This is a genomic window from Burkholderia sp. LFS061, from assembly GCF_047978125.1.
Classification (GTDB): domain Bacteria; phylum Pseudomonadota; class Gammaproteobacteria; order Burkholderiales; family Burkholderiaceae; genus Burkholderia; species Burkholderia pyrrocinia_C.
The window spans coordinates 25,126-46,201 of record NZ_JBFPFS010000045.1 but is presented as its reverse complement, the minus strand read 5'-3'; the positions used below and the strand labels follow the sequence as shown (position 1 = coordinate 46,201).

Annotated in this window: 19 protein-coding genes; 8 read left to right on the top strand and 11 right to left on the bottom strand. The window is 66.7% G+C overall.

The genetic code is table 11. The features are described from left to right. The first annotated feature begins 314 nt into the window (after nucleotides 1-314). Nucleotides 315-1,607 (top strand): MFS transporter, encoded by a 1,293-nt coding sequence (locus ACNQQL_RS29395; protein WP_347067578.1) that lies wholly within the window; start codon nucleotides 315-317, stop codon nucleotides 1,605-1,607. 69 nt (nucleotides 1,608-1,676) lie between these two features. Here the strand turns inward: ACNQQL_RS29395 and ACNQQL_RS29390 are convergent, their stop codons facing one another. Beyond that, nucleotides 1,677-2,780: a LacI family DNA-binding transcriptional regulator gene (locus tag ACNQQL_RS29390; protein WP_347067576.1), complete on the bottom strand. Its 1,104-nt coding sequence runs from the start codon at nucleotides 2,778-2,780 to the stop codon at nucleotides 1,677-1,679. Between the two features lie 101 nt (nucleotides 2,781-2,881). Between ACNQQL_RS29390 and ACNQQL_RS29385 the strand changes: the two genes are divergently transcribed. Next, the gene (locus tag ACNQQL_RS29385) at nucleotides 2,882-3,718 is read left to right on the top strand and encodes an NAD(P)-dependent oxidoreductase (RefSeq protein ID WP_347067574.1); all 837 of its coding nucleotides are present in this window, start codon (nucleotides 2,882-2,884) and stop codon (nucleotides 3,716-3,718) included. Nucleotides 3,719-3,737: 19 nt separating this feature from the next. On the opposite strand, the gene ACNQQL_RS29380 is transcribed toward ACNQQL_RS29385, so the two are convergent. Continuing rightward, nucleotides 3,738-4,058 carry a DUF1330 domain-containing protein gene (locus tag ACNQQL_RS29380; RefSeq protein WP_175964257.1) on the bottom strand — a complete coding sequence of 107 codons (321 nt, stop codon included), beginning with the start codon at nucleotides 4,056-4,058 and terminating at the stop codon, nucleotides 3,738-3,740. Between the two features lie 383 nt (nucleotides 4,059-4,441). Next, on the bottom strand, nucleotides 4,442-4,900 hold the full coding sequence (locus ACNQQL_RS29375) for a MerR family transcriptional regulator (protein ID WP_175746697.1): 459 nt from the start codon (nucleotides 4,898-4,900) through the stop codon (nucleotides 4,442-4,444). 77 nt (nucleotides 4,901-4,977) lie between these two features. On the opposite strand from ACNQQL_RS29375, the gene ACNQQL_RS29370 reads away from it, so the two are divergent. Beyond that, nucleotides 4,978-6,222, top strand: a complete 1,245-nt coding sequence (locus tag ACNQQL_RS29370) for an NADH:flavin oxidoreductase/NADH oxidase family protein (RefSeq protein WP_347067571.1) — start codon at nucleotides 4,978-4,980, stop codon at nucleotides 6,220-6,222. A 114-nt stretch (nucleotides 6,223-6,336) separates the two neighbouring features. On the opposite strand, the gene ACNQQL_RS29365 is transcribed toward ACNQQL_RS29370, so the two are convergent. From ACNQQL_RS29365 to ACNQQL_RS29355, 3 genes are all read right to left on the bottom strand, one after another. Further along, nucleotides 6,337-7,800: a PepSY domain-containing protein gene (locus tag ACNQQL_RS29365; protein WP_347067569.1), complete on the bottom strand. Its 1,464-nt coding sequence runs from the start codon at nucleotides 7,798-7,800 to the stop codon at nucleotides 6,337-6,339. A gap of 235 nt (nucleotides 7,801-8,035) precedes the next feature. Next, nucleotides 8,036-8,521, bottom strand: coding sequence for a hypothetical protein (locus tag ACNQQL_RS29360; protein ID WP_072438437.1), 486 nt, complete (start codon nucleotides 8,519-8,521; stop codon nucleotides 8,036-8,038). A gap of 198 nt (nucleotides 8,522-8,719) precedes the next feature. Continuing rightward, on the bottom strand, nucleotides 8,720-9,043 hold the full coding sequence (locus tag ACNQQL_RS29355) for a DNA-binding protein (RefSeq protein ID WP_347067568.1): 324 nt from the start codon (nucleotides 9,041-9,043) through the stop codon (nucleotides 8,720-8,722). Between the two features lie 592 nt (nucleotides 9,044-9,635). Between ACNQQL_RS29355 and ACNQQL_RS29350 the strand changes: the two genes are divergently transcribed. Next, nucleotides 9,636-10,268, top strand: coding sequence for a LysE family translocator (locus ACNQQL_RS29350; protein ID WP_347067566.1), 633 nt, complete (start codon nucleotides 9,636-9,638; stop codon nucleotides 10,266-10,268). 73 nt (nucleotides 10,269-10,341) lie between these two features. Here ACNQQL_RS29350 and ACNQQL_RS29345 read toward each other — a convergent pair whose 3' ends face one another. Further along, nucleotides 10,342-11,970: an NADP-dependent glyceraldehyde-3-phosphate dehydrogenase gene (locus ACNQQL_RS29345; RefSeq protein WP_347067564.1), complete on the bottom strand. Its 1,629-nt coding sequence runs from the start codon at nucleotides 11,968-11,970 to the stop codon at nucleotides 10,342-10,344. Nucleotides 11,971-12,906: 936 nt separating this feature from the next. Here ACNQQL_RS29345 and ACNQQL_RS29340 point away from each other — a divergent pair. After that, nucleotides 12,907-15,036 (top strand): TonB-dependent receptor, encoded by a 2,130-nt coding sequence (locus ACNQQL_RS29340; RefSeq protein ID WP_072438445.1) that lies wholly within the window; start codon nucleotides 12,907-12,909, stop codon nucleotides 15,034-15,036. A gap of 129 nt (nucleotides 15,037-15,165) precedes the next feature. Here the strand turns inward: ACNQQL_RS29340 and ACNQQL_RS29335 are convergent, their stop codons facing one another. Further along, on the bottom strand, nucleotides 15,166-16,113 hold the full coding sequence (locus ACNQQL_RS29335) for a LysR family transcriptional regulator (protein WP_258282997.1): 948 nt from the start codon (nucleotides 16,111-16,113) through the stop codon (nucleotides 15,166-15,168). A 225-nt stretch (nucleotides 16,114-16,338) separates the two neighbouring features. Here ACNQQL_RS29335 and ACNQQL_RS29330 point away from each other — a divergent pair, with 225 nt between their 5' ends. Next, nucleotides 16,339-17,367, top strand: a complete 1,029-nt coding sequence (locus ACNQQL_RS29330) for a DUF1338 domain-containing protein (protein WP_072438449.1) — start codon at nucleotides 16,339-16,341, stop codon at nucleotides 17,365-17,367. Nucleotides 17,368-17,731: 364 nt separating this feature from the next. Here ACNQQL_RS29330 and ACNQQL_RS29325 read toward each other — a convergent pair whose 3' ends face one another. Genes ACNQQL_RS29325 through ACNQQL_RS29315 form a run of 3 tightly spaced genes read right to left on the bottom strand, consistent with a single transcriptional unit; the run spans nucleotide 17,732 to nucleotide 18,565 of the window. Then, nucleotides 17,732-17,929 carry a CsbD family protein gene (locus ACNQQL_RS29325; RefSeq protein ID WP_072438451.1) on the bottom strand — a complete coding sequence of 66 codons (198 nt, stop codon included), beginning with the start codon at nucleotides 17,927-17,929 and terminating at the stop codon, nucleotides 17,732-17,734. Between the two features lie 53 nt (nucleotides 17,930-17,982). Further along, the gene (locus ACNQQL_RS29320; RefSeq protein ID WP_204422338.1) at nucleotides 17,983-18,345 is read right to left on the bottom strand and encodes a BON domain-containing protein; all 363 of its coding nucleotides are present in this window, start codon (nucleotides 18,343-18,345) and stop codon (nucleotides 17,983-17,985) included. 55 nt (nucleotides 18,346-18,400) lie between these two features. Then, on the bottom strand, nucleotides 18,401-18,565 hold the full coding sequence (locus ACNQQL_RS29315; RefSeq protein WP_175964246.1) for a hypothetical protein: 165 nt from the start codon (nucleotides 18,563-18,565) through the stop codon (nucleotides 18,401-18,403). 369 nt (nucleotides 18,566-18,934) lie between these two features. Between ACNQQL_RS29315 and ACNQQL_RS29310 the strand changes: the two genes are divergently transcribed. Both ACNQQL_RS29310 and ACNQQL_RS29305 read left to right on the top strand, forming a co-directional pair. After that, complete coding sequence (locus tag ACNQQL_RS29310; RefSeq protein ID WP_347067560.1) at nucleotides 18,935-20,464, top strand: helix-turn-helix transcriptional regulator; 1,530 nt, start codon at nucleotides 18,935-18,937, stop codon at nucleotides 20,462-20,464. Between the two features lie 140 nt (nucleotides 20,465-20,604). Then, a complete protein-coding gene (locus ACNQQL_RS29305) occupies nucleotides 20,605-20,796 on the top strand; it encodes a CsbD family protein (protein ID WP_072438455.1) in 192 nt (63 codons plus the stop codon). Nucleotides 20,797-21,076: the final 280 nt, after the last annotated feature.

The following is a 21,076-nucleotide window of genomic DNA, read 5'->3' as shown; positions in this document are numbered from 1 at the left end:
CATCGATTCTGGCTGGAATCGGACATGTGTATCGGCGTCCGTGCCCCGATTCGCGCGTTGGAAAATCCGGGAAAAACGGTTAATACCACTCTTCGAAACAGTCGTCTCTTTTGCCGCGACCATTTTGAGATGACTCATCGAAATCCCCGACTGACAGCGGGCCGGCCGACGCCCTATGCTTTGAAAAACGTTTTCCAGAAGGGTTGGCGATCGGCCGTGCGCGACAGCGCGCCATGGCCGTCCGCCCCGGCGCCGGTCGCCGGTCAACGAATATCGTGCGGCGCGACGGGCGCGGCCGCGCATCGGAGACATTCATGCAATCTGCCGTCGTCGGCACGGTGCGCGCCGTCGCCAGCCGCTACCGCTGGACCGTCTGTGCGCTGCTGTTTTTCGCGACCGTCATCAACTACATGGATCGGCAGATCCTCGGCCTGCTCGCGCCGATGCTCCAGCACGACATCGGCTGGAGCCAGGTGCAGTACGGCCGCATCGTGATGGCGTTTTCCGCGTTCTATGCGCTCGGGCTGCTCGGCTTCGGGCGCATCGTCGACTGGTTCGGCACGCGCGTGTCGTACGCGGTGGCGATGCTGGTATGGAGCATCGCCGCGATGCTCCATGCGGCGGTCGGCTCGGTGACGGGCTTCGCGTTCGTGCGTGCGCTGCTCGGGATCGGCGAGGGCGGCAACTTCCCGGCCGCGATCAAGACGACGGCCGAATGGTTTCCGCGCCGCGAACGCGCGCTCGCCACCGGCATCTTCAACTCGGGCGCGAACATCGGCGCGGTGTTCGCGCCGGCGATCATCCCGGCGATCGCGGTGGCCTACGGCTGGCGCGCGGCGTTCGTGATCATCGGTGCAATCGGCATCATCTGGCTCGCGGTGTGGCTCGTGCTCTATCGGCAGGCCGACACGCGCGCGCTCGCCGCGGAATACGACGAGCCGCGCGACGAAGCCGAAGCGCTGGACGCGGCGAACGCGAACGCCGGTGCGCCGCGCTGGGGCGAGCTGATCCGCAAACGCGAGACGTGGGCGTTCCTGGTCGGCAAGTTCCTGACCGACCCGGTGTGGTGGTTCTACCTGTTCTGGCTGCCGAAGTGGCTCAACGAGTCGCGCGGGATGGACATGCAGCACATCGGCCTGCCGCTCGTCTGCATCTATGCGCTGACGACGGTCGGCAGCATCGGCGGCGGCTGGCTGTCGTCGATGCTGCTGCGCGCGGGCTGGAGCGTGAACCGCGCGCGCAAGACGGCGATGCTGATCTGCGCGTGCTGCGTGCTGCCGATCGCGTTCGTGTCGCAGGTGCAGAGCCTGTGGATCGCGGTGCTGATCGTCGGCCTCGCCGCCGCCGCGCACCAGGGCTGGTCGGCGAACCTGTTCACGACGGCGTCCGACCTGTTCCCGCGCCGCGCGGTCGCGTCGGTGGTCGGCATCGGCGGGATGGCTGGTTCGATCGGCGGCGTGCTGTTCTCGGAAGTGATCGGCCAGGTGCTGCAACGCACGGGCCACTACTGGGTGCTGTTCGCGATCGGCGCGCTCGCGTACCTGCTCGCGCTGGCGATCATGCATGTGCTCACGCCGAAGATGAAGCCGGCGAAACTCGACGCTTGATCGTAGTTCGGAAAACGAACGCGCCGCCATGGGCGGCGCGTTTTCGTTTTGAGGCGCTCGGCAGGCGACTCAACCGGCCGCTGCCGTCGACGCGCGCATGATCAGCCGCGGCTCGAACGTCGAATAGCTCGCATCGGTGCGCCCCGCGAGCGCGTCGATCAGCTTCTGCATCGCGAGCTCGCCCATGTTCTCGCTCTGGATGTCGACGGTCGTCAGCGCGGGCGCCGCGTATTCGCCGTACGGCACGTTGTCGATGCCCGCGACCGACACGTCCTGCGGCAGCCGGAAGCCGAGCGACGCGGCTTCCTTCATGAAGCCGAGCGCGATCAGGTCGTTGTAGCAGATCACAGCCTGCGGGCGCTGCGGCCCGAGCATCACGCGCGAGCACGCGCGTTCGCCGGCTTCGGCCGTCGGCGCGTGCGCGTCGTGCACGTCGAGCGTGAGCCCCGCTTCGGCGAGGCAGTCGCGCGCGCCCTGGATCCGTTCGTCGTTCACGCGTGCAGTGCCGAAGCCGAGATACGCGATGCGCGTGTGCCCGAGATTGAGCAGGTGGCGCGCGAGCATGTAGGTCGACAGCCGGTTGTCGATGCCGACGCTCGGAATCGGCAGGCCGGGGCTGCGGCGCAGCAGCACGAGCGGCTTGTTGAGATCGAGCATCCAGCCGGCCTCGTCGTCGGGCATCCGCGTGCTGACGATCAGCCCGTCGACGCGCTGCGCGAGCGCCTCGATCAGCGAGCGTTCGCGTGCCTGGTTCTCCTCGGTATCGACGAGCAGCAGCGTGTAGTCGTGCTGCAGCGCGATCCGGTTCGCGCCCTTGACCACGTTCGTGAAGTGCGGATTGCTGATGTCGAGGATCACGAGGCCGATCGTGCGCGTGCGCCCGGTGATCATCGAACGCGCGAGCGGGTTCGAACGGTAGCCGAGCCGGTCGATCGCCTCCTTGAGCCGCGCTTCGACCACCGGCGAGAAGCGCTGCGTGCCGTTCACGTATTTCGATACCGTCGCGACCGACACGCCGGCTTCCGCGGCCACGTCGCGGATCGTCGGGGAAACTTTTTTCATCGGAAGGGTAACGTTTTCGTTCGATAACGCCGGATTGTGGCAGAAAAAGCCGGCACGCGGCCACGAGCTGATATCGGGAAAGTGCGGATGGCTGCGAACAGGTTCGACCATTGACGTTCGGTTGCGGTCCCGCGTATAGTTGGAAAACGTTTTCCGATTCGAGGTAAAAACCGGATCGGAGTCCAGGTCAGATTCAAGGAGAAGGAGATTCGATGAACGCCTCATCCACCGGCACGCGCAAACCGTTCGGGCGCCTGCTGCTGACGGGCGCGGCCGGCAACCTCGGCCGCCAGTTGCGCGGCGCACTCGCGCAATGGGCCGACGTCGTGCGCGTCAGCGACATCGCGACGCCCGGCGACGCGGCCGCGCATGAAGAAACCCGTGTCGTCGATCTGGCCGACCGGCCGGCGGTGATGCAGCTCGTCGACGGCGTGGACGCGATCGTCCATCTCGGCGGCATTTCGGTCGATGCGCCGTTCGACGATCTCGTCGGCGCGAACATTACCGGCACGTACAACCTGTATGAAGCCGCGCGCAAGCACGGCGTGAAGCGCGTCGTGTTCGCGAGCTCGAACCATGCGATCGGCTTCCATCCGGTCACGGAAGTGCTCGACGCCGATTCGCCGCTGCGCCCCGACAGCCTGTACGGCGTGACGAAGTGCTTCGGCGAATCGCTGTCGCGCTACTACTTCGACCGCTTCGGGATCGAGACCGTGTGCCTGCGGATCGGCTCGTCGTTCGAGGTGCCGAAGAACCCGCGCATGCTCGTGACGTTCCTCAGCTATCGCGATTTCATCGAGCTCGTGCGCTGCTCGCTGCTGACGAACCGCGTCGGCCACGCGATCGTTTACGGCGCGTCGGACAACCCGGTGAAGTGGTGGGACAACACGAAGGCCGGTTTCCTCGGCTTCCGTCCGCGCGACAGCTCCGAGCAGTTCGCGGGATTGTTCCCGGTCACGGCGCCGACCGCCGACTACGACGATCCCGCGCAGTGGTTCCAGGGCGGCGGCTTCGTCGTCGGCGAGCCGATGGAGCGGAACGCTTCGTAGGTATCGCAGGCGTCGGGTTTCACCGCAGGATGTCGGTCGCCTTGTGCCGTTCATCGACGCCGTCGATCAGGATCAGCGGCCCGCTCGCGTGCCGTGCGCGCAGCGGCTGGATCTGCCGGTACGCATCCGACTCGTACCATGCGCGCGCCGTGTCGAGATCCGGGAATGCGATCGCGATCAGGTCGCCGCGCCACACGCCTTCGCGTACCTCCGGCCGCGCGCCGTGAATGACGAACCGGCCGTCGAACGGCGCGAGCGTGCCGTCGATGCGTTCGAGGTATTCGACGATGTCGTCGCACATGTCGACGTCGTGCAGGTGGGCGATGGCATAGGCGGTCATGGCGGGCTCCCTGGCGTGACGCGGTTCGTCGGTCGATGGAGCCATGATCGCGGCGCGGGCGGCGCGCGTCGATTACCTGAGACGTAAGCGAATCCGCACGGCCGCGCGCAAGCGCGCCGACCTGCCCACCGCTCGCGCGGTGCAACGGCTTTCACGCGCGCGAGCCTATGACCGTCAGAGCGACGCAGGCGTGTCGCCGCACTGCCTGGCGCATGCATTGCCGATACCGGATGTCAGCAGCGCAGCGATGAGGAATCCTCTGAAATGGGGGATCGTCATGCAGATAAGGTCAGGAGGTCGCGGTGCGGAAGCCGGCGCGTACGCGTCGGCTCGTCTCGCCGCACTGCGGGTTGATCGATCGGTGGGTGACGCAGTGCAATCGGTCACGCGCGCTTGCGCGTCGGCCGTGCGACGGGCGCCGGCGCCAGCGGTTCGCCGGCCTGCTCGCACAGCCGGTCGAGCATGCGTTGCGCGGCACCCGCGCAATCCTCGCCCGCCGGCTTGTTCTCGATCTCGTCGATCAGCGTCTCCAGATGGCGCCGGTTCTGCGCGAGACGCTGTTCGAGCAGCGCGATCTCGTCGACCTTGTGCCGCAGCGCGACCAGCAGTTCGTCGCGCGGCCACGCGCCGAGATCGGGCGGCAGCACCGCGCGGATTTCGTCGAGCGCGAATCCCGCGCGCTGCGCACGGTCGATGATCGCGAGCCGCGTCAGCGCTTCCGGCCCGTATTCCCGATAGCCGTTCGCTTGCCGGCGGGCCGGTTCGAGCAGGCCGCTCGCTTCGTAGAAGCGGATGCGCGACGCCGCGAGGCCGCTGGCCCGCGCCAGTTCGCCGATTTTCATGGGGTGCTCCAAAGGGGCTTGACCTTAAAGTTGACTTTAAAGTTATCGTTGGGCATCGTCAATCGAGGATGCGCTCCATGAACCTGTTTACGCCCCTGACACTGCCCAACGGCGCGGTGATCCCGAACCGGCTGGCCAAGGCCGCGATGGAAGAGAACATGGCCGATGCGGACCACGCGCCGTCCGACGCGTTGCTGCGCCTGTACCAGGCCTGGGCCGACGGCCAGGCCGGGCTGATCCTGACCGGAAACGTGATGGTGGACGGCCGCGCGATGACCGGGCCGAACGGTGTCGTGCTCGAGAGCGACACGCATCTCGACCGCTTCCGCCGCTGGGCGCAGATCGCGCGCTCGGGCGGCGGGCACGTGTGGATGCAGATCAACCACCCGGGGCGCCAGATGCAGGCGGCGCTTGGCCAGACGACGCTCGCGCCGTCGGCCGTGCCGCTCGCGCTCGGCGCGCTGTCGAAGCAGTTCCCGGTGCCGAAGGAAATGACGGAGGCCGATATCGCCGAGGTGCAGCAGCGCTTCGTGCGCGCGGCGCAGCTTGCGGAGCAAAGCGGCTTCACCGGCGTGCAGATTCACGCGGCGCACGGCTATCTGTTGAGCCAGTTCCTGTCGCCGCTGACGAACCGCCGGCAGGATCAGTGGGGCGGCAGCATCGAAAATCGCGCGCGCCTGCTGCTCGACATCGTGCGGGCCGTGCGCGCGACGGTGTCGCCCGCGTTCGTCGTCGCGGTCAAGCTGAACTCGGCCGACTTCCAGCGCGGCGGCTTCAGCGCGGACGACGCGAAGCGCGTGGTCGAGCTGCTGAACCCGCTCGACGTCGATCTCGTCGAACTGTCGGGTGGCAGCTATGAAGTGCCGGCGATGCAGGGCGAGGCGCGCGACGGGCGCACGCTTGCGCGCGAAGCGTATTTCCTCGAATTCGCGCGCGACATCACGGCCGTCGCACGGATGCCGCTGATGGTCACGGGCGGCATCCGGCGCCGCGCGGTCGCCGAGCAGGTGGTCGAAAGCGGCGTGGCGATGGTCGGCATCGCGACCGCGCTGTCGATCGATCCGAACCTGCCGCGCGACTGGCGGGCCGGCAAGGACAGCGCGCCGGTGCTGCAGCCGATCCGGTGGAAGAACAAGGCGCTGGGCGCGCTGGCCAACATGGCCGTTGTCAAGTTCCAGCTCACGCGGCTCAGCGAAGGGCGCCGCACGAACCCGCAGGTGTCGCCGCTGCGCGCGCTGGTCCGGCAGCAACTGGCCGCCCAATGCCAGACGCGGCGCTATCGGAAGTGGATGGCGGGGCGCGCGGCGAGCCCGCGCGCGTGACGTCGCTTTCCCGTGCCTGCCCGGCGGGCGCGCAAGCTGTGAGAACGGCAGTGGGCAGCATTGGTCTGAACTTCATGCTTCGGAATCCTTTGAATCGGTGGAATCGCTTCGCGGTCATGCTGCCGCGCGCGCCGCACGGCCGAACAGCAGGCGGTCGATCAACCAGACCGCGACGATCGTCATCCCCATCAGCGGGAATACGATCCCGAGCAGCACGAGCCCCGCGATCCAGCCGCGCATCGGCGGCGTGCCGCGTTCGCGCGACGGCGCGCCCAGCTTCCCGGCCGGGCGGCGCTTCCACCACATCACCGCGCCCGTGACGGCCATCGCGGCGAGCCCGAGCGACAGCACCGCGCAGATGATCTGGTTCGCGAGCCCGAAGTAGCGACCCATATGCAGCGACGTGCCGTACGACACGGCTTGCGACACCGCGCCGTAGTCGCCGTAGCGGATGTCCTTCAGCACCGCGCCGCTGTACTGATCGATGTAGATCGTCCGCTCCGCCTTCGGGTCGGCCGGGAAGTACGACGCGGTGAACACGCCGTCCGCGCCCGACGGCAGCGCGAGCGTGTAGCCGCTCGTCACGCCGAGCCCCGCGACGATCGCGATCGCGCGTGCCAGCGGCAGCGGCGCCGGCGTCGGCGCGGACGGCGAATGCGGAACGGGCACGTTGCCGACCGCCCACGGCGTTTGCGGCAGCGGCAGGTCGTCCATCACCATTCCCGGCATCGACTCGCCCGATTCGTGGTGATGGCCGGACGGCGCGGCGGCCTGCGCGCGCGCTGGCTCCGCGGCAGCGCCCGGGCGAGCCGAACGCACCGACGCGCCGCCCCATGCGCCCTCCGGCGCGCCGAGGTTCACGGTCGCGGCGAGCGCCTTGAAGTTCTTGCCCCACGAGCCCGACCACGGCAGCCCCGACAGGATGAATGCCACCGTGCCGGCCGCGAGCCAGATGCCCTCGGTCGCGTGGATGCTTTTCCACAGCGGCCGGCCGCGCAGCGACAGGTCGGGCCGCAGCGCGCGCCCGACACGCGCCGCGCCACGCGGCCACCACAGCGCGATGCCGGTGCCGACCATCACGAACGTCCAGCACGCGGCGAGTTCCATCAGCAACTCGCCCGTCTTGCCGAGCAGCAGCTTGCGATGCAGCATCCGGTCGACCTGCATGAAGCGTCGCTCGATGCTCAGCGTGCCGAGTACGCTGCCGTCGTATGGGTTCACGTAGACGCTCTCGCGGCTGCCGTCGCGCAGCCGGAACACATATTCGGCGCTGCGGTCCGGCGCGGTGGAGACCTGGACGGAAACCGGCGTTGCGCCGGCCGGCATCGCGGTACGTGCGTTTGCGAGCAGCGTGTCCGGATCGAGCCTTTGCGTGGCGCGCGACTCGACGAGCAGCCGGTGCGGATACAGCAGCGGCTCGATCTGCGGCTGGAAGCAATAAAGCGTTCCCGTGATCGCGAGGATCACCAGGAACGGCATGACGAACAGGCCGGCATAAAAATGCCAGCGCCAGAGCGTCCGGTAACCGGCGCTTGCGGAATGGGCGGGCGAGATCGCCCTCTCGATGGTGGTCGACATGGTGTCAGCTCCTCATGATCGTCGATCGGCGAGGCCGGCGCGGGCCGGCCGCCGTCAACGCGCCGGCATGCGAGCGTCGACGTAATGGGCAACGCGGCCTGATGCGCAGGCCATGCGCAAGGCGGCGCCGCCCGCGCGACGCGGACAGTCGGGTGAACGCTTGAATCGGGTTTAGTGAAACGAACGGCATGAAGGCTCATGCACATCGACGTGCACGAGCCGCTGGGCGGAACGTTCAGCAGAACAGAGGAGGGGCGCGGGAGGGCGGGCGATCGTCGAATATCGATCGCACGACGGGAAGGAAATCGGGAGGAATCCGGAAACGCCGCGGAATCGCGGCGGGAAACAGCAGCACCAGCAGGACGAACGACGCGAGTGCCGTGAACAGGGCGGCGCCGAATGCGCAGAGGCTGTCGCCGTTGCCTGAGGGCGCCGTCTTGTCGGCGTGCGCGTCGTGTTTGAGCGCATCGACGAGCGCCAGCGCATCGTTGGCCGGCGTGATCGGCGTGCTGGCGTCGAAGCGGGCGGCCAGTGCGGCCACGTCGACGATCAGCGGGCCACGGCCCGAACACAGCACCACCGAGCCCGCATCCGGACCGTCCGGATCGAGCATCACGGCACCCGACATCAGCGCGCGGGACAGCAGCGTCACGAGGAGGAAACCCCACAGAAGCTGTCGCGCGACGCCTTGCCGGAGCAGGAAGCGGCGAAGTGCGTTCATGGCGCGCGATTGTACATCCGTTTGCGGGGAGGGGCCGGCCACAGCGCTGATGATCGGGATAAGCCGGCGAGCGAGCGGGCGTGTGCGCGGGGCTAACGCGTCATGCATCGCTCGGCTTCGTGATCGCGGCGGCGATCGATGCGCGCATTCCGTCGTATCGGGAGGTGCCCTTGACGGAATCTGCCTCGCCAGGCCGCGTCACGCCGGATACGAATCGTCGACCTTCAGGTCCGCGAGCCGGAACAGCGTGCGCAGCGTCTGCGGATGAATGTCGCGGCGCGCGGCGAGCGACGTCAGCATGAAGTCGAGCACCTTCGCGTAGCGAAGCAGCACGAGGCAGCGCGGCAGATCGGGCGCGCGGCCGCGCATCTCTTCGGCGATGTGGACCATTTCGGTCGACAGCGTTCGTGCCATCTCGAGTTCCATCTGCTGTTTTTCGGTCCAGTCGGGCAGCGGCTGTTCGAGCACCTTCGCGAGAAAGAGCTGGAACGCCGTGTCGGACGAATTGGGCAGCGCATCCATGAGGGGCCTCGTTGCTTGCGCGGATCGTTCGGGCGTATTCGTGGATGCGCCCGAGGTTGAATTTGTGTCCGCGCGGGTCGTCGGCGCGGCTTTTACCGGAACGGAATGCAGTTTCCGTACCAGCGCCGCGATCCGATTGTCGAGCGATGTCGAGCGGCGATCCGGCGCCGGCCGGCGAGTCCCGCCGGTAGTGGGTTGCGCAGGCGGTCGAGGAGGATGTCTACAGGCGGGGCGTGGTGGACGTCAGGCCCACGGAGGGGCTCGGCGACGCGAAATGCTTCACGGATGTAACGTAACGCGGGCGGAACGCGCGGTGCGTTTCTGCCGGCGAACGGCCGAAACGTGCCGATCCACGCGTTCCGCCCGCGTCTGCCGTGCGTTCGCTGGCGGGGACGTCGAAACGGGACGAGCTCCGATGCATGGCGGAAACGGGCGGTGAATGCGCCGGGTGTTTCATATCCGAGACGGTTTCACGAACGGCGATTCGATTGGCGTGGCCGTCGAACTGGCCCAGCGATTGGCCGCGCAATTGTCCATGGGCAGACGGCCCGCGTTTGCCAACAATCTCGGAACCAACCCTGCGAGATTCGACATGAGCGTCCACGCCTTCTTCTCGGCCAACCTGCTGCTGGCCTACACGGCCTATTTCATCGGTACGGCCAGCCCGGGGCCAAGCAATCTCGCGATCATGTCGGTCGCCGCGAACCAGGGCCGCAAGGCGGCGCTCGCGTTCGCGCTCGGCGTCATTTCGGGGTCGATGTTCTGGGCGACCGTGGCGGCGCTCGGCGTGTCGGCTGCGCTACTCGCATGGTCGAAGCTGCTGGTCGCGATCAAGATCTTCGGCGGGCTGTACCTGCTGTGGCTCGCATTCAAGTCGGGGCGCACGGCGCTGTCGGGCACGGCGGCGGCATCGCTGAACGCGGCGCGCGAGCAGCGGCTGTCGCGCTTCTACATGCGCGGCGCGATGCTGCACTTGACCAATCCGAAAGCCATTCTCGTGTGGGTGTCGATCGTCGCGCTGTCGTCGAACGGCGCGGGCGCGTCGCACGGCGCCGTCGTGCCGGGCTGTGTCGTGATCGGGTGCCTGGTGTTCGGCGGTTATGCGCTCGTGTTCTCGATGGACGGCGCGCGCCGGCTGTACGTGCGCGGCCGTCGCGCGATGGAAGCGTGTCTCGCCGTCGTGTTCGGCGTGGCGGGGATCAGGCTGCTGGCGTCGAATGCATGACAAACAGCGCGGTGTTCGCTGAAACCCTCCGCAGCATCGACGCGCGGCGGAGGGTTCCCGCTTCACGATGGCTTCAGAAAATAAAGCCCGTATTGATGAACTTCGACGTGTGATCCGACACGATCGAGTCGAGCAACTGCTTGCTGCTGTCGGTCTGCTTCGCCGCGACCATCGAGCGGATCGAGAACGCGCGCAGCGCATCGCTCACCGACAGCGTGCCTTCTGCCGAATCCTTGCGGCCCGCGAACGGGAACACGTCGGGCCCGCGCTGGCACTGGCAGTTGATGTTCACGCGGCACACCTGGTTCACGAGCGGATCGACGAGCGCGCCGATCTGCGCCGGATCGGAACCGAAGATGCTGACCTGCTGGCCGTGATCCGACGTCGTCACGTAGTCGAGCGCGGTGTCGACGTCGTCGAACGGCGCGACCGGAATGATCGGCCCGAACTGTTCCTCGCGGTACAGCTTCATTCCTTCTGATACCGGATACACGACGGCCGGATAGAACAGCGTCTTGCTGAATTCGCCGCCCGAGTGGTTGATGACCTGCGCGCCCTTGGCCTTCGCGTCGTCGATCGCGTCCGTCATGTAGGCCGTGCGATGCATGCCGGGCAGCGGCGTGATGCTGACGCCTTTTTCCCACGGCATGCCGATCTTCAGCTGTTCGAGCGCGGCGGTGAAGCGCTTCAGGAATTCGTCGACGATCGAGCGGTGCACGAGCAGCATCTTCAGCGCGGTGCAGCGCTGGCCGTTGAACGACAGCGCGCCGAGCAGGCATTCCTTCACGGTGAGGTCGAGATCGGCGTCGGGCAGCACGATCGCCGCGTTCTTCGCGTCGAGGCCGAGGATCGCGCGCAGCCGGTGCGACTTCGGGTGCTGCTTCTTCAGGTGATCGGCCACCTTGCTCGACCCGATCAGCGCGAGCACATTGATCTTGCCCGACGCGAGCATGTGCGGCACGACCACCGCGCCCGGCGCGTAGATCGTGTTGATCACGCCGTGCGGGAACGCGTCGCGGAACGCTTCGAGCAGCGGCTCGAACAGCAGCGTGCCGTACTGAGGCGGCTTGAACACCACGGTGTTGCCCATCAGCAGCGCGGGGATCAGCGTCGCGAAGGTCTCGTTCAGCGGATAGTTGTACGGGCCCATGCACAGCACGACGCCGAGCGGCGTGCGGCGGATCTGGCCGATCGTGCCTTCCGCGATCACGAAGCGCGAGTTCGCGTTGTCGAGCTCCTTCAGCGCATCGATCGTCTGCGTCATGTACGTGACGGTACGGTCGAACTCCTTCTGCGAATCGGCGAGGCTCTTGCCGATCTCCCACATGATCAGGTTCACGACCAGTTCGCGCTGCGCGACCATCCGCTTGATGAAGTCCTGCATGCACGCGATGCGCTGCTCGACCTTCATCGTCGGCCACTCGCCGCGGCCCGAGTCGTACGCGCGCACCGCTGCGTCGAGCGCCGCGTCGCTTTCCGTTTCGCCCATTACCGGATAGCTGCCGATCTCGACCTGCTCGACGCTGCCGTCCGCCTGCCGCACGCACACGGGCGACAGCACGGTCTTGGTCGCACCGTTCCACGGTCGAAGTTCGCCGTCGACGAGCGACACGCGCTGGTGAATCGGCGAAGCGAGCCGGAACTCGGCGGGGATGTCTTGATACGCGGGAAACAGTTGTTGCAGGGAGGCGGAATCGGGCATGACGGTCTCGTTTGACTAGGTGTCCGGGAAGGACGGGCGATGCGAATCCTGAGCTGAATGATCCTCGATCCTGAATCGGCATGATGACGCGGGCACGACGGCACGTCACGCGGGAACATGGCCGAATCGGCGATTGGAACCAGTTCCATTAAAAAGGAACGCCGATGCGAATGCAAGAATTGCCGAATCTCGTCGCATGTATCGTAAGCATTCAGAAAGACTGTTGCCGAATGGCCGGTATAACGCGTTTGTTGCAACCGCAAACGTTTCACTTCGGCTGGTTTGGGCGGATAATGGCGCAGCGCGACGAAGAAAAAAATGAAGCGAGCCTGAGAGAGCAGACGTAGTGAACAACAGAAGAAGGTCCGCCGCGCTGCCGATGCGAGGTCGGCTGCCCGGAGCGCCGGGTCGGGGTTGCCCGGTCCGGCGCGCACCGGACCGTTGAATACGTGCCGCCCGTGCTTCACCGGATCCTTCGTGATCCTCTCCAGGCTTTTCGTCGTCGTATCCCGAACCCCGCCATCTGCCTGACCGTTTCCGTGCAATCCATTCGATACGGCCGATCGATTTCTTTCGATGTGCTTACGCCGATATGCGGCTCAGCGCCTCGAAATGAAAGGCATTCGTCAGGAATGCAGAGCGCGATGCGCATGCACGTTGCGGGCAGGCGACACGTTAAAAATTAATCGAAAACACGAATCATTCTCGTTTATTATTCCGCACCATTACGAGCCGTGACGGGATGTCACGGCTTTTTTCGTGCCGGTCGTGCCGGCCGGCATCCACCCGCGCCGGCCGTTCGCCGCCGGCATGCGCGACGGGGCGATCCCCCGCGCGCCATCTAGTTCACGGAAAGGCTTCGTCGGTCGCTGCGCGATTCGCGCGTCGACCGGACGCGTTTCCGTTCGCCGTTTTCCTTCACCCCCTACGCTTACGATGAAACTCAACACGAGCGCTTGCCATGCGCTTCTGATCGTCACGTCGCTGGCCGGCGCCCGTACTTCGTTCGCGCAGGCGAGCGACGCCGCGGCGACCTTGCCCGCGATTTCCGTCAATGCGGCCGCCGAGCATGCGTCGTACGACGCGGGCCGTTCGCGCGCGGCGACCAAGACCGACATGTCGCTGATGGACGTGCCGCAGACGGTGAACGTCGTCCCGCACGCGGTGATCGAGGACCAGAACGCGACGTCGATGCAGGACGCATTGCGCAACGTGCCGGGCGTCGGCTTCTCGGTCGGCGACGGCCAGCGCGACCAGATCACGATCCGCGGTTTCAACAGCATCACGGACCAGTACGTCGACGGCATTCGCGACGACGCGCTCTACTATCGCGACCTGTCGAACGTCGAGCGCGTCGAGGTGCTGAAGGGGCCGGCGGCCGTGCTGTATGGGCGCGGCTCGGCGGGCGGCATCGTGAATCGCGTGCTGAAGCGGCCGGACGCGAACCCGGTGCGCGACGTGGGCGTGACGCTCGGCACGCGCGGCGAGCGGCGCGGCGAATTCGACCTCGGCTGGAATGCGAACGACGCGGCGCGCTTCCGCATCACCGGCGCGGCCGAGAACTCGAACAGCTTTCGCGACCAGTTCCAGCTCAACCGCCAGGCGATCGCGCCGTCCGCGCAGTTCAAGCTGGACAGCAACACGGTGCTGAACGTCGAATTCGACTACCTGCACGATCGCCGCACGTCCGACCAGGGCCTGCCCGCGTATCGCGGCCGGCCGGTCGACGTGCCGATCAACACGTATTACGGCTCGGCCGACGCGGCGAACAGCTCGTACAACGACGTCTCCGCGAAGAGCGCGACGGTGTCGCTCGATCACCGCTTCAGCGATACGCTGTCGTTCCATGGCGCGATCCGCGCGTACGACTTCTCGCTCGAGCGCAAGAACTACGTGACGTTCGAGCCGATCAAGACGGCCGCGCACCCGGTCGTGACGCTCGACCAGTCGACGCGCCAGCGCACCGACCACGGCATCGACGGCCTGTTCGAGCTCACGCAGAAGACGTCGCTGTTCGGCATGCGCCACGAGCTGCTGTACGGGCTGGAGCTGTCGCAGCAGCAGAAGTTCGACACGATCTACAACGTGACGAAGGTCGCCACCTACGATCTCTTCAATCCGCAGCAGGTGATCCTGCCCGGCGTGCCGACCGGCGCGCGTGCGAAGACGAACGCGTCGACCGTCGTCGGGCTCGCGGGCGTCTATGCGCAGGACCTGATCTCGCTGACCGAGCACTGGAAGGTGCTCGCGGGCCTGCGCTTCGACTACCTGAACCAGATCCGCCACGACTACACGTCGTCGAACGTCAATCTCGACCGCACCGATCACGCGTGGAGCCCGCGCGTCGGCCTGATCTACGAACCGCTCGACTGGCTGACGCTGTACGGCTCGTTCAGCCAGTCGTTCTCGCCGCTCGCCGATACGCTGATCAGTTCCGGCGCGTTCTCGAACGGCGCCGCGCTCGCGCCGCAGAAGACCACCGCGTATGAAGTCGGCTCGCGCTTCGACCTCGGCGGCAAGGCGACGGCCAGCGTCGCGCTGTTCGACATGCGCCAGACCAACCAGCAGATCGGCGATCCCGCGAATCCCGGTTATGCGCTGCCGATCGGCACACAACACGTGCGCGGGATGGAGCTGGGCTTCACCGGCGAGATCGCGCCGAAGTGGTCGGTGTACGCCGGTTACGCTTACATGAACGGCACCGTCGACGGTTCGCCGCAATCGACGGCGGCCGGCCTCGCGCTGTCGAGCAACACGCCGGGGCTGATGCCGCGCCACAGCGCGAACCTGTGGCTGAAGCGCGAACTGCCGTACGGCTTCTATGCGGCGGCCGGCATGCAGTTCCAGTCGGCGCGTTACACGTCGGCCAGCGATCTCGTCACGCTGCCGTCGTTCACGGTGTTCAACCTGGGCGCCGGCTATCGAAGCAAGAAGGTCGACGTGACGCTCACGCTCGACAATCTGTTCAATCGCCGTTACTTCATTGCCGCGCACGGCAACGCAGACCTGTACAACATGCCCGGCGATCCGCGTACGCTGACCGCGACGGTGAAGTGGCACATGTAACGCTCGCGCTGCGCGACAATGCGGGTCTTCGTCACGACGACCCGCACCTTGCTGCCAATGATCCGGAAACCGATTGATGTGTCGAACGTGAACGGCCGCGCCCGCGCGCTGTGACCTGAAGCGAGCGCGCTACTCGACGTCCTCGTCATCCTCCGCATCGGCGCCGTCCGCATCCCCCTCCGGTGCCGCATACGCGCTCGCCTGCTCGAGCAGCCAGCCGCGAAACAGCTCCAGCGGCTTGCTGTGGCTGAATTCCGTCGGATACACGAGGTAGTACGCCGAATCGCCGACCGTCGCCGCGTCGCACGGCACGACCAGGCCGAGCTGCTGCAACTGTTCCTCGACGAAGAACTTCGGCACGAGTGCGATCCCGAGCCCGGCCGCGGCCGCGCTGATCAGCATCGTGTGCAGCTCGTAGCGCACGCCCTGCATCGTGCGGATATCTTCGACGCCATGCGTCTCGAACCACTGCGCCCACGCGCCGGGGCGCGTCGTCGAGTGCAGCAGCGGATACGCGAGCAGATCCTCGACACGCTCGACCGGCCCGTCGAGCAGCGCGGGCGAGCAGATCGGCACGACTTCCTCGCCGAACAGGTAGTCGGACGACGTGCCGGGCCAGGTCGGCTTGCCGTAGTGGATCGCGGCCTCGAAATGGGTGTCCTCGAACGAGAACAGGTCGGTGCGGCTGCCCATGTTCACGCGCACGTCGGGCGTGCGGTCGTAGAAGCTCTTGATGCGCGGGATCAGCCAGTGCGACGCGAACGTCGGCAGCACCGCGAGCTCCAGGTAGCCGCCGCCGCTGCCGTGCGCGATGATCGACAGCGTGTCGCGGTCGAGCGCTTCCAGCGCGCGCCGCACCTGCGTGCCATATAGCTTGCCGGCGCGCGTCAGCACGACGCGCTGCTTCACGCGCGCGAACAGCCGCACGCCGAGGCTCGCCTCGAGCGTCGCGATCTGCCGCGATACCGCGCTTTCGGTCAGGAACAGCTCCTTGGCCGCGTGCGTGAAGCTCTCGTGGCGCGCGGCGGCTTCGAAAGCCACCAGTGCGCCCATGTTGGGGATCTTGAATTTGCGCATGATGCTCGATTCGTCTGACGAAAAGGGCCACGCCACGCGGGGGCAAAGGGCGGGCGAAGGACGGCCAATAATTCCAAAAACTCATCACGTGTCAATTTAATCTCGCTTTACGCCCGGCTGCAACCCTTTGAATAATGCTCCCCACGCAAGGTCAGGCGCCCGCCGGGCGGCCGGCCGACGAGTTGCCGGCACGTTTGCCGGCGATCCCCCGAGACGAGAATCCTGATGCGCAATCCGAATATCGAGAGCTTGCTGACGAAGCTGCTGGGACAGGCGAAGACCGACGCCCTGTTCTCGACCCTGAACATGCCGGCCATCCTCGAAGAATGGGAGGACGGCGTCGTGACGCGCGCGGAGATCGCGCAGGCGATGAACATGGCGCTGTTCGAAGGGCTGCTCGAGCGTTCGGCGAACGGTCGCGCGTACACGGCCGACGCGATCGAAAGCGGCGGCTCGGTCTACTTCGACCACGGCGCGCTGCGCACGGTGCGCTGGCCGCACACGGGCGCGCTGCCGCCGGGCGAGGCCGCGTTCACGCGCATCCTGCGTCCGCTCGGCTTCCGCCTGAACGGCCGTTATCCGCTCGACAAGCTCGGCATGACCGGCCGCGCGTATGCGCACGAGGACGCGCCGGACGAAATCGCGCAGTTCTTCGTCAGCGAACTGCACCCGGAACGTTTCTCGAAGGAATTCCAGCAGGCGGTGACGAACGTCGTGAGCTCGTCGCGCGATCCGCTGTCGCCGGCGGCCGTCGCGCTGCTGTGGGAAGTCGAACGCGAAGGCTGGCTGTCGCTCGACGCCGCGCACGCGCTGCTGCCGGAGATCGTCGGCGCCTTCGCGCGCCAGCACGACCTGCCGAACGAACTCGACTACGAAACGCTGCTGATGGAATCGGCGGAAATGGCGTGGATCTCGACCGAAGGCAACGCGTTCAACCATGCGACCGACCGCGTCGCCGACGTATTCAAGCTGTCCGACGACGAGAAGGCGAAAGGCCGGCCGATGAAGCCGGAAGTCGAGCGCTCGCGCTCGGGCCGCGTGTTCCAGACCGCGTATCGCGCGGATACCGTCGAGCGCGAGTTCCGCACGCGCGACGGCGGCACGGTGAAGCGCAACGTGCCGGGCTCGTTCTACGAGTTCATCACGCGCAAGCGCACGTTCGACCAGACGGCGCGCCGCTGGGTAACCGACCTGCGTTTCGATGCGGGCAACGCGCAGGGCATCTTCAAGATGACGGCGAACGCGGCGAAGTAATGGACGTAAAGCGGGGCGCTGTGCCCCGCCGCCGAAGCAACGAGCCGATCGGGCAGGGCGCGCACGCGTCCTGCCCGATTTGCATTGGGTGGCCCGTGATGCAGCGGGATGCGCGCGGACGTTCGATCGGCAGCGGCGGATCGCCGTCGATGGCGCTGTCGGATGGCTAGCCTGCAGGCGCAGGCGGAGCGCGCCGGACGCCGCGCCGCCGTCAGAAGATGTGCGTGATCAGATAAAACAGTACCAGCAGCCCGACCGGTACGCCGAGCAGCCAGGCGATCAGATATTTGCCCATGTCGTTGTCCTGGTGGCCGCGACGCCGGCGGCGCCGCGGCGGGTTGAGGGTTGCGGTTTGCCGGTTGCGTTACAGCTCGCGATCGAATTCCTTCAACTGCGCTTCGGCCGCGTCGCGGGCGATCCCGTAACGTTCCTGGATCTTCCCGGCCAGATAGTCGCGATTGCCTTCCGCGACCGCGAGATCGTCGTCGGTCAGCTTGCCCCACCTGGCCTTCAGCTTGCCGGTGAGCTGCTTCCACTGGCCCTTGATCTTGTCCTCGTTCATCGTGTGCTCCTTGTCGGAATGGGATAAAAGCGCGGCAGCCGCCGCGCGGGAGGTCAGGCCTTTGCCTTCAGGCCGGATGCGTCGACGTGCTTCACGCCCTTGACCGCGCGCGACACGGCGATCGCCTTCTTCACGGCGATCTTCGAGGGCAGCACGCCCGTCAGCGTGACGACACCGTCGACCGTCTTCACGCCGATGTCGAGACTCTTCACGCCGTCGGTGGAGGCCAGTTGGGTCTTCACCTTGGTCGTGATCCATGTGTCGGTGACGGGCTGGTTCGATTCGGCCTGCATGCCGTTACCGTTGCCGTTGTCGGCCGACGTGTCCTGCGCATAGGCGCTCGCGAGCGGCGCGGCACTCAGCAGGACGGCCGCGCCAACGGCGAGCAGGGTCGAAAAATGCCGGGTCTTGTTCATTGAAGTTCTCCGTCGATTGGCGTGTTGAATGGGTAAGTGCGAACGGCGTTGTCGATCACCGGGCGATCGGCGTGTCGTAGCCGGGCTCGCGCGGCGGGATGTCGGGGCGCGGCACGTCGGGCGGCAGCGGAACCGGCGGGTCCGTGCCGGGAGACGGTTCGGGCGGACTGTCCGGAGGCGGTTCGGGCCGCGTCGGATCGGGTGTCTGATGCAGCTTCATCGTGCTTCTCCTGTGCGGTTCGGAGGGCAGCGCATGAGCGCCGATGCAGTACCAGCGTACCGATGCGAACGGATGGGGACATCGCGCAAATTCACCTGTTCGACTAGTGCGTTTGCACGGGGGCGGTGACGGGGTTGGAGTGCGTCGGTCGCCCGAGATGCGGGGAGGGCGGGCGGGGCGGAAGCGGCGACGATCGGCGGGGTGCCGTACGGTAGCGGTGGGCCGTGCGAATGTACTATGGCGGGTAGTGCATTCGCGCCTGTCGCGCCGATGGGCGGCAAGCGATCATCGCCAAACGCGCCGGCCGGCGCGTGTCGACAGAGGCGCGGCCGGCCCGGCAGTCATGTTGATGACATGGACAACCATTCGATGAACGAACAGGTCAACGAACAGGCGCTCAAGTCGCATACCGACCGGCGCCAGCTGCACCAGATCATCGCGGGGCTCACCGAGGGCGTGATCCTGATCGAGCCCGACCAGCGGATCGTGTGGGCGAACGAGGCCGCCCTCGCGATGCACGGCGTGACCGAACTGACGGCGCTCGGCGCGACCGTCACCGAATATCGCGAGCGTTTCCGGCTGCGCTACCGGAACAACCATCCGGTGCGCGACGGCCACTATCCGATGGATCGCGTGATCGCCGGCGAGGAGTTCAGCGACGTGACGGTCGAAGTCGAATCGGCCGCCGATGAAACCGTGAGCTGGGTTCACCGGATCCGCAGCCTCGTGCTGACGAACGCGGCCGGCGAGCCGGACTGCCTCGCGCTCGTGCTGCACGACGCAACCGAATGGGCGAGCGCCGAGGAGCGCTTCGAGCGCACCTTCAACGCGAACCCGGCGCCGGCCGTGATCTGCCGGCTCGACGATCTGCGCTACGTGAAGGTCAACCAGGGCTTTCTCGACCTGACGGGCCACGCGCGCGACGACGTGCTCGGCCGCTCGGTGTACGAGATCGACGTGCTCGAACAGGCCGAGCGGCGCGAGCTTGCGATCGAGCGGCTTGGCGAAGGCGCGACGATTCCGCAGATGGAAGCCGTGCTGAAAGTCGCCGACGGCGGCACGAAGGCGGTGGTCGTCGCCGGGCAGCCGATCGACATGAACGACGAAGCCTGCATGCTGTTCACGTTCATGGATCTCGAACCGCGCAAGCAGGCCGAGCGCGCGCTGCGGCAGAGCGAGGAGCGCTTCGCGACGGCATTCCGGATGGCGCCGGTCGCGACCGCGATCGTCACGGCCGACCGTTTCGAGCTGCTCGACGTCAACGATGCATTCGCCGCGATGACGGGCCATCCGCAGGACGACCTGCTCGGCAAATCCGCGGACGAGGTCGGGCTGTGGGCCGAACGCGGTGCGTGGCGGCGTATCGAGGCCCGGCTCGTGCGCGACGGCAATGTGCGCAGCGCCGATGTGCAGATCCGCACGCGCGACGGCGACGTGCGCGATTGCGTCGTGTCGGCCGATCCTGTCGCGATTCACGGGCGGGATTGCCTGCTCGTCGCGCTGCTCGACATCAGCGATCGCAAGCGCACCGAGATGGAGCTCGTCTACGCGATCGAAACCGCGATGCAGGATGCGTCGTGGTTCAGCCGCACGCTGATCGAGAAGCTCGCGAACGTGCGGCGCGCGAATGCGCCGGACGCGGGCGCGCAACTGTCGGACCTGACCGCGCGCGAGCGCGACGTGTTCGATCTGCTGTGTCACGGTCTCGCCGACAAGGAGATCGCCGGCCGCCTCGGGCTCGCGCCGAACACCGTGCGCAATCACGTCGCGACGATCTACGCGAAGCTCGACGTGCACAGCCGCGGCGAGGCGATCGTGTGGGCGCGCGAGCGCGGGATCGTCGGCGCAGCCGAAGCGAACGGCGCACGCGAGAAGGGTGGGGAGAAGGGCAAGGACTGACGCCGCCGGTGCGAATGCACCATGCGCGCTGGTGCATCCGCATCTGCCATGCGCGGCGGATGCGTGCAAACCTGTCCACTCGGCGGTGCGGCGCAGGCCGTCACGCCGCCGGCTTTTCCCAACCGTCGCAGGAGACGACCATGGACAGGAATCGCATCGAAGGCAAGCTCAAGCAGGTCAAGGGGTCGGTCAAGGAAGCGCTCGGCAAGGTGACGGGCGACCGCAAGACGGAAGCGGAAGGTATCGCCGAACAGCAGGCCGGCAAGATCCAGGAGAAAGCCGGCGAGGCGGCCGACGCGGTGCGCAAGCATACGGGCGCGGATCGGCACTGACCGGATGACGCGACGCTGCGGGCGTCGCGATTGGCGTGCCGGCGTCGCGGCGATGATGCGTCGTCGGCATGACAGCAGCCGGCCTTTCTGGACGGGCGCCGACGCGTATCTCCACTGGCGCCTTCGGTTCACGGCCGGCCGCCGCGCGGGCCGGCCGCGCGGAACTTGATGAAAAATCCTCACAACGTAGTTCCGATAATTCGTTTGCTGCACGGGTATTGGCTACCCACAATCCGTTCACCTCTTTCGCGGTGAAAGGTTCTTCGGAGACGGAACCTCA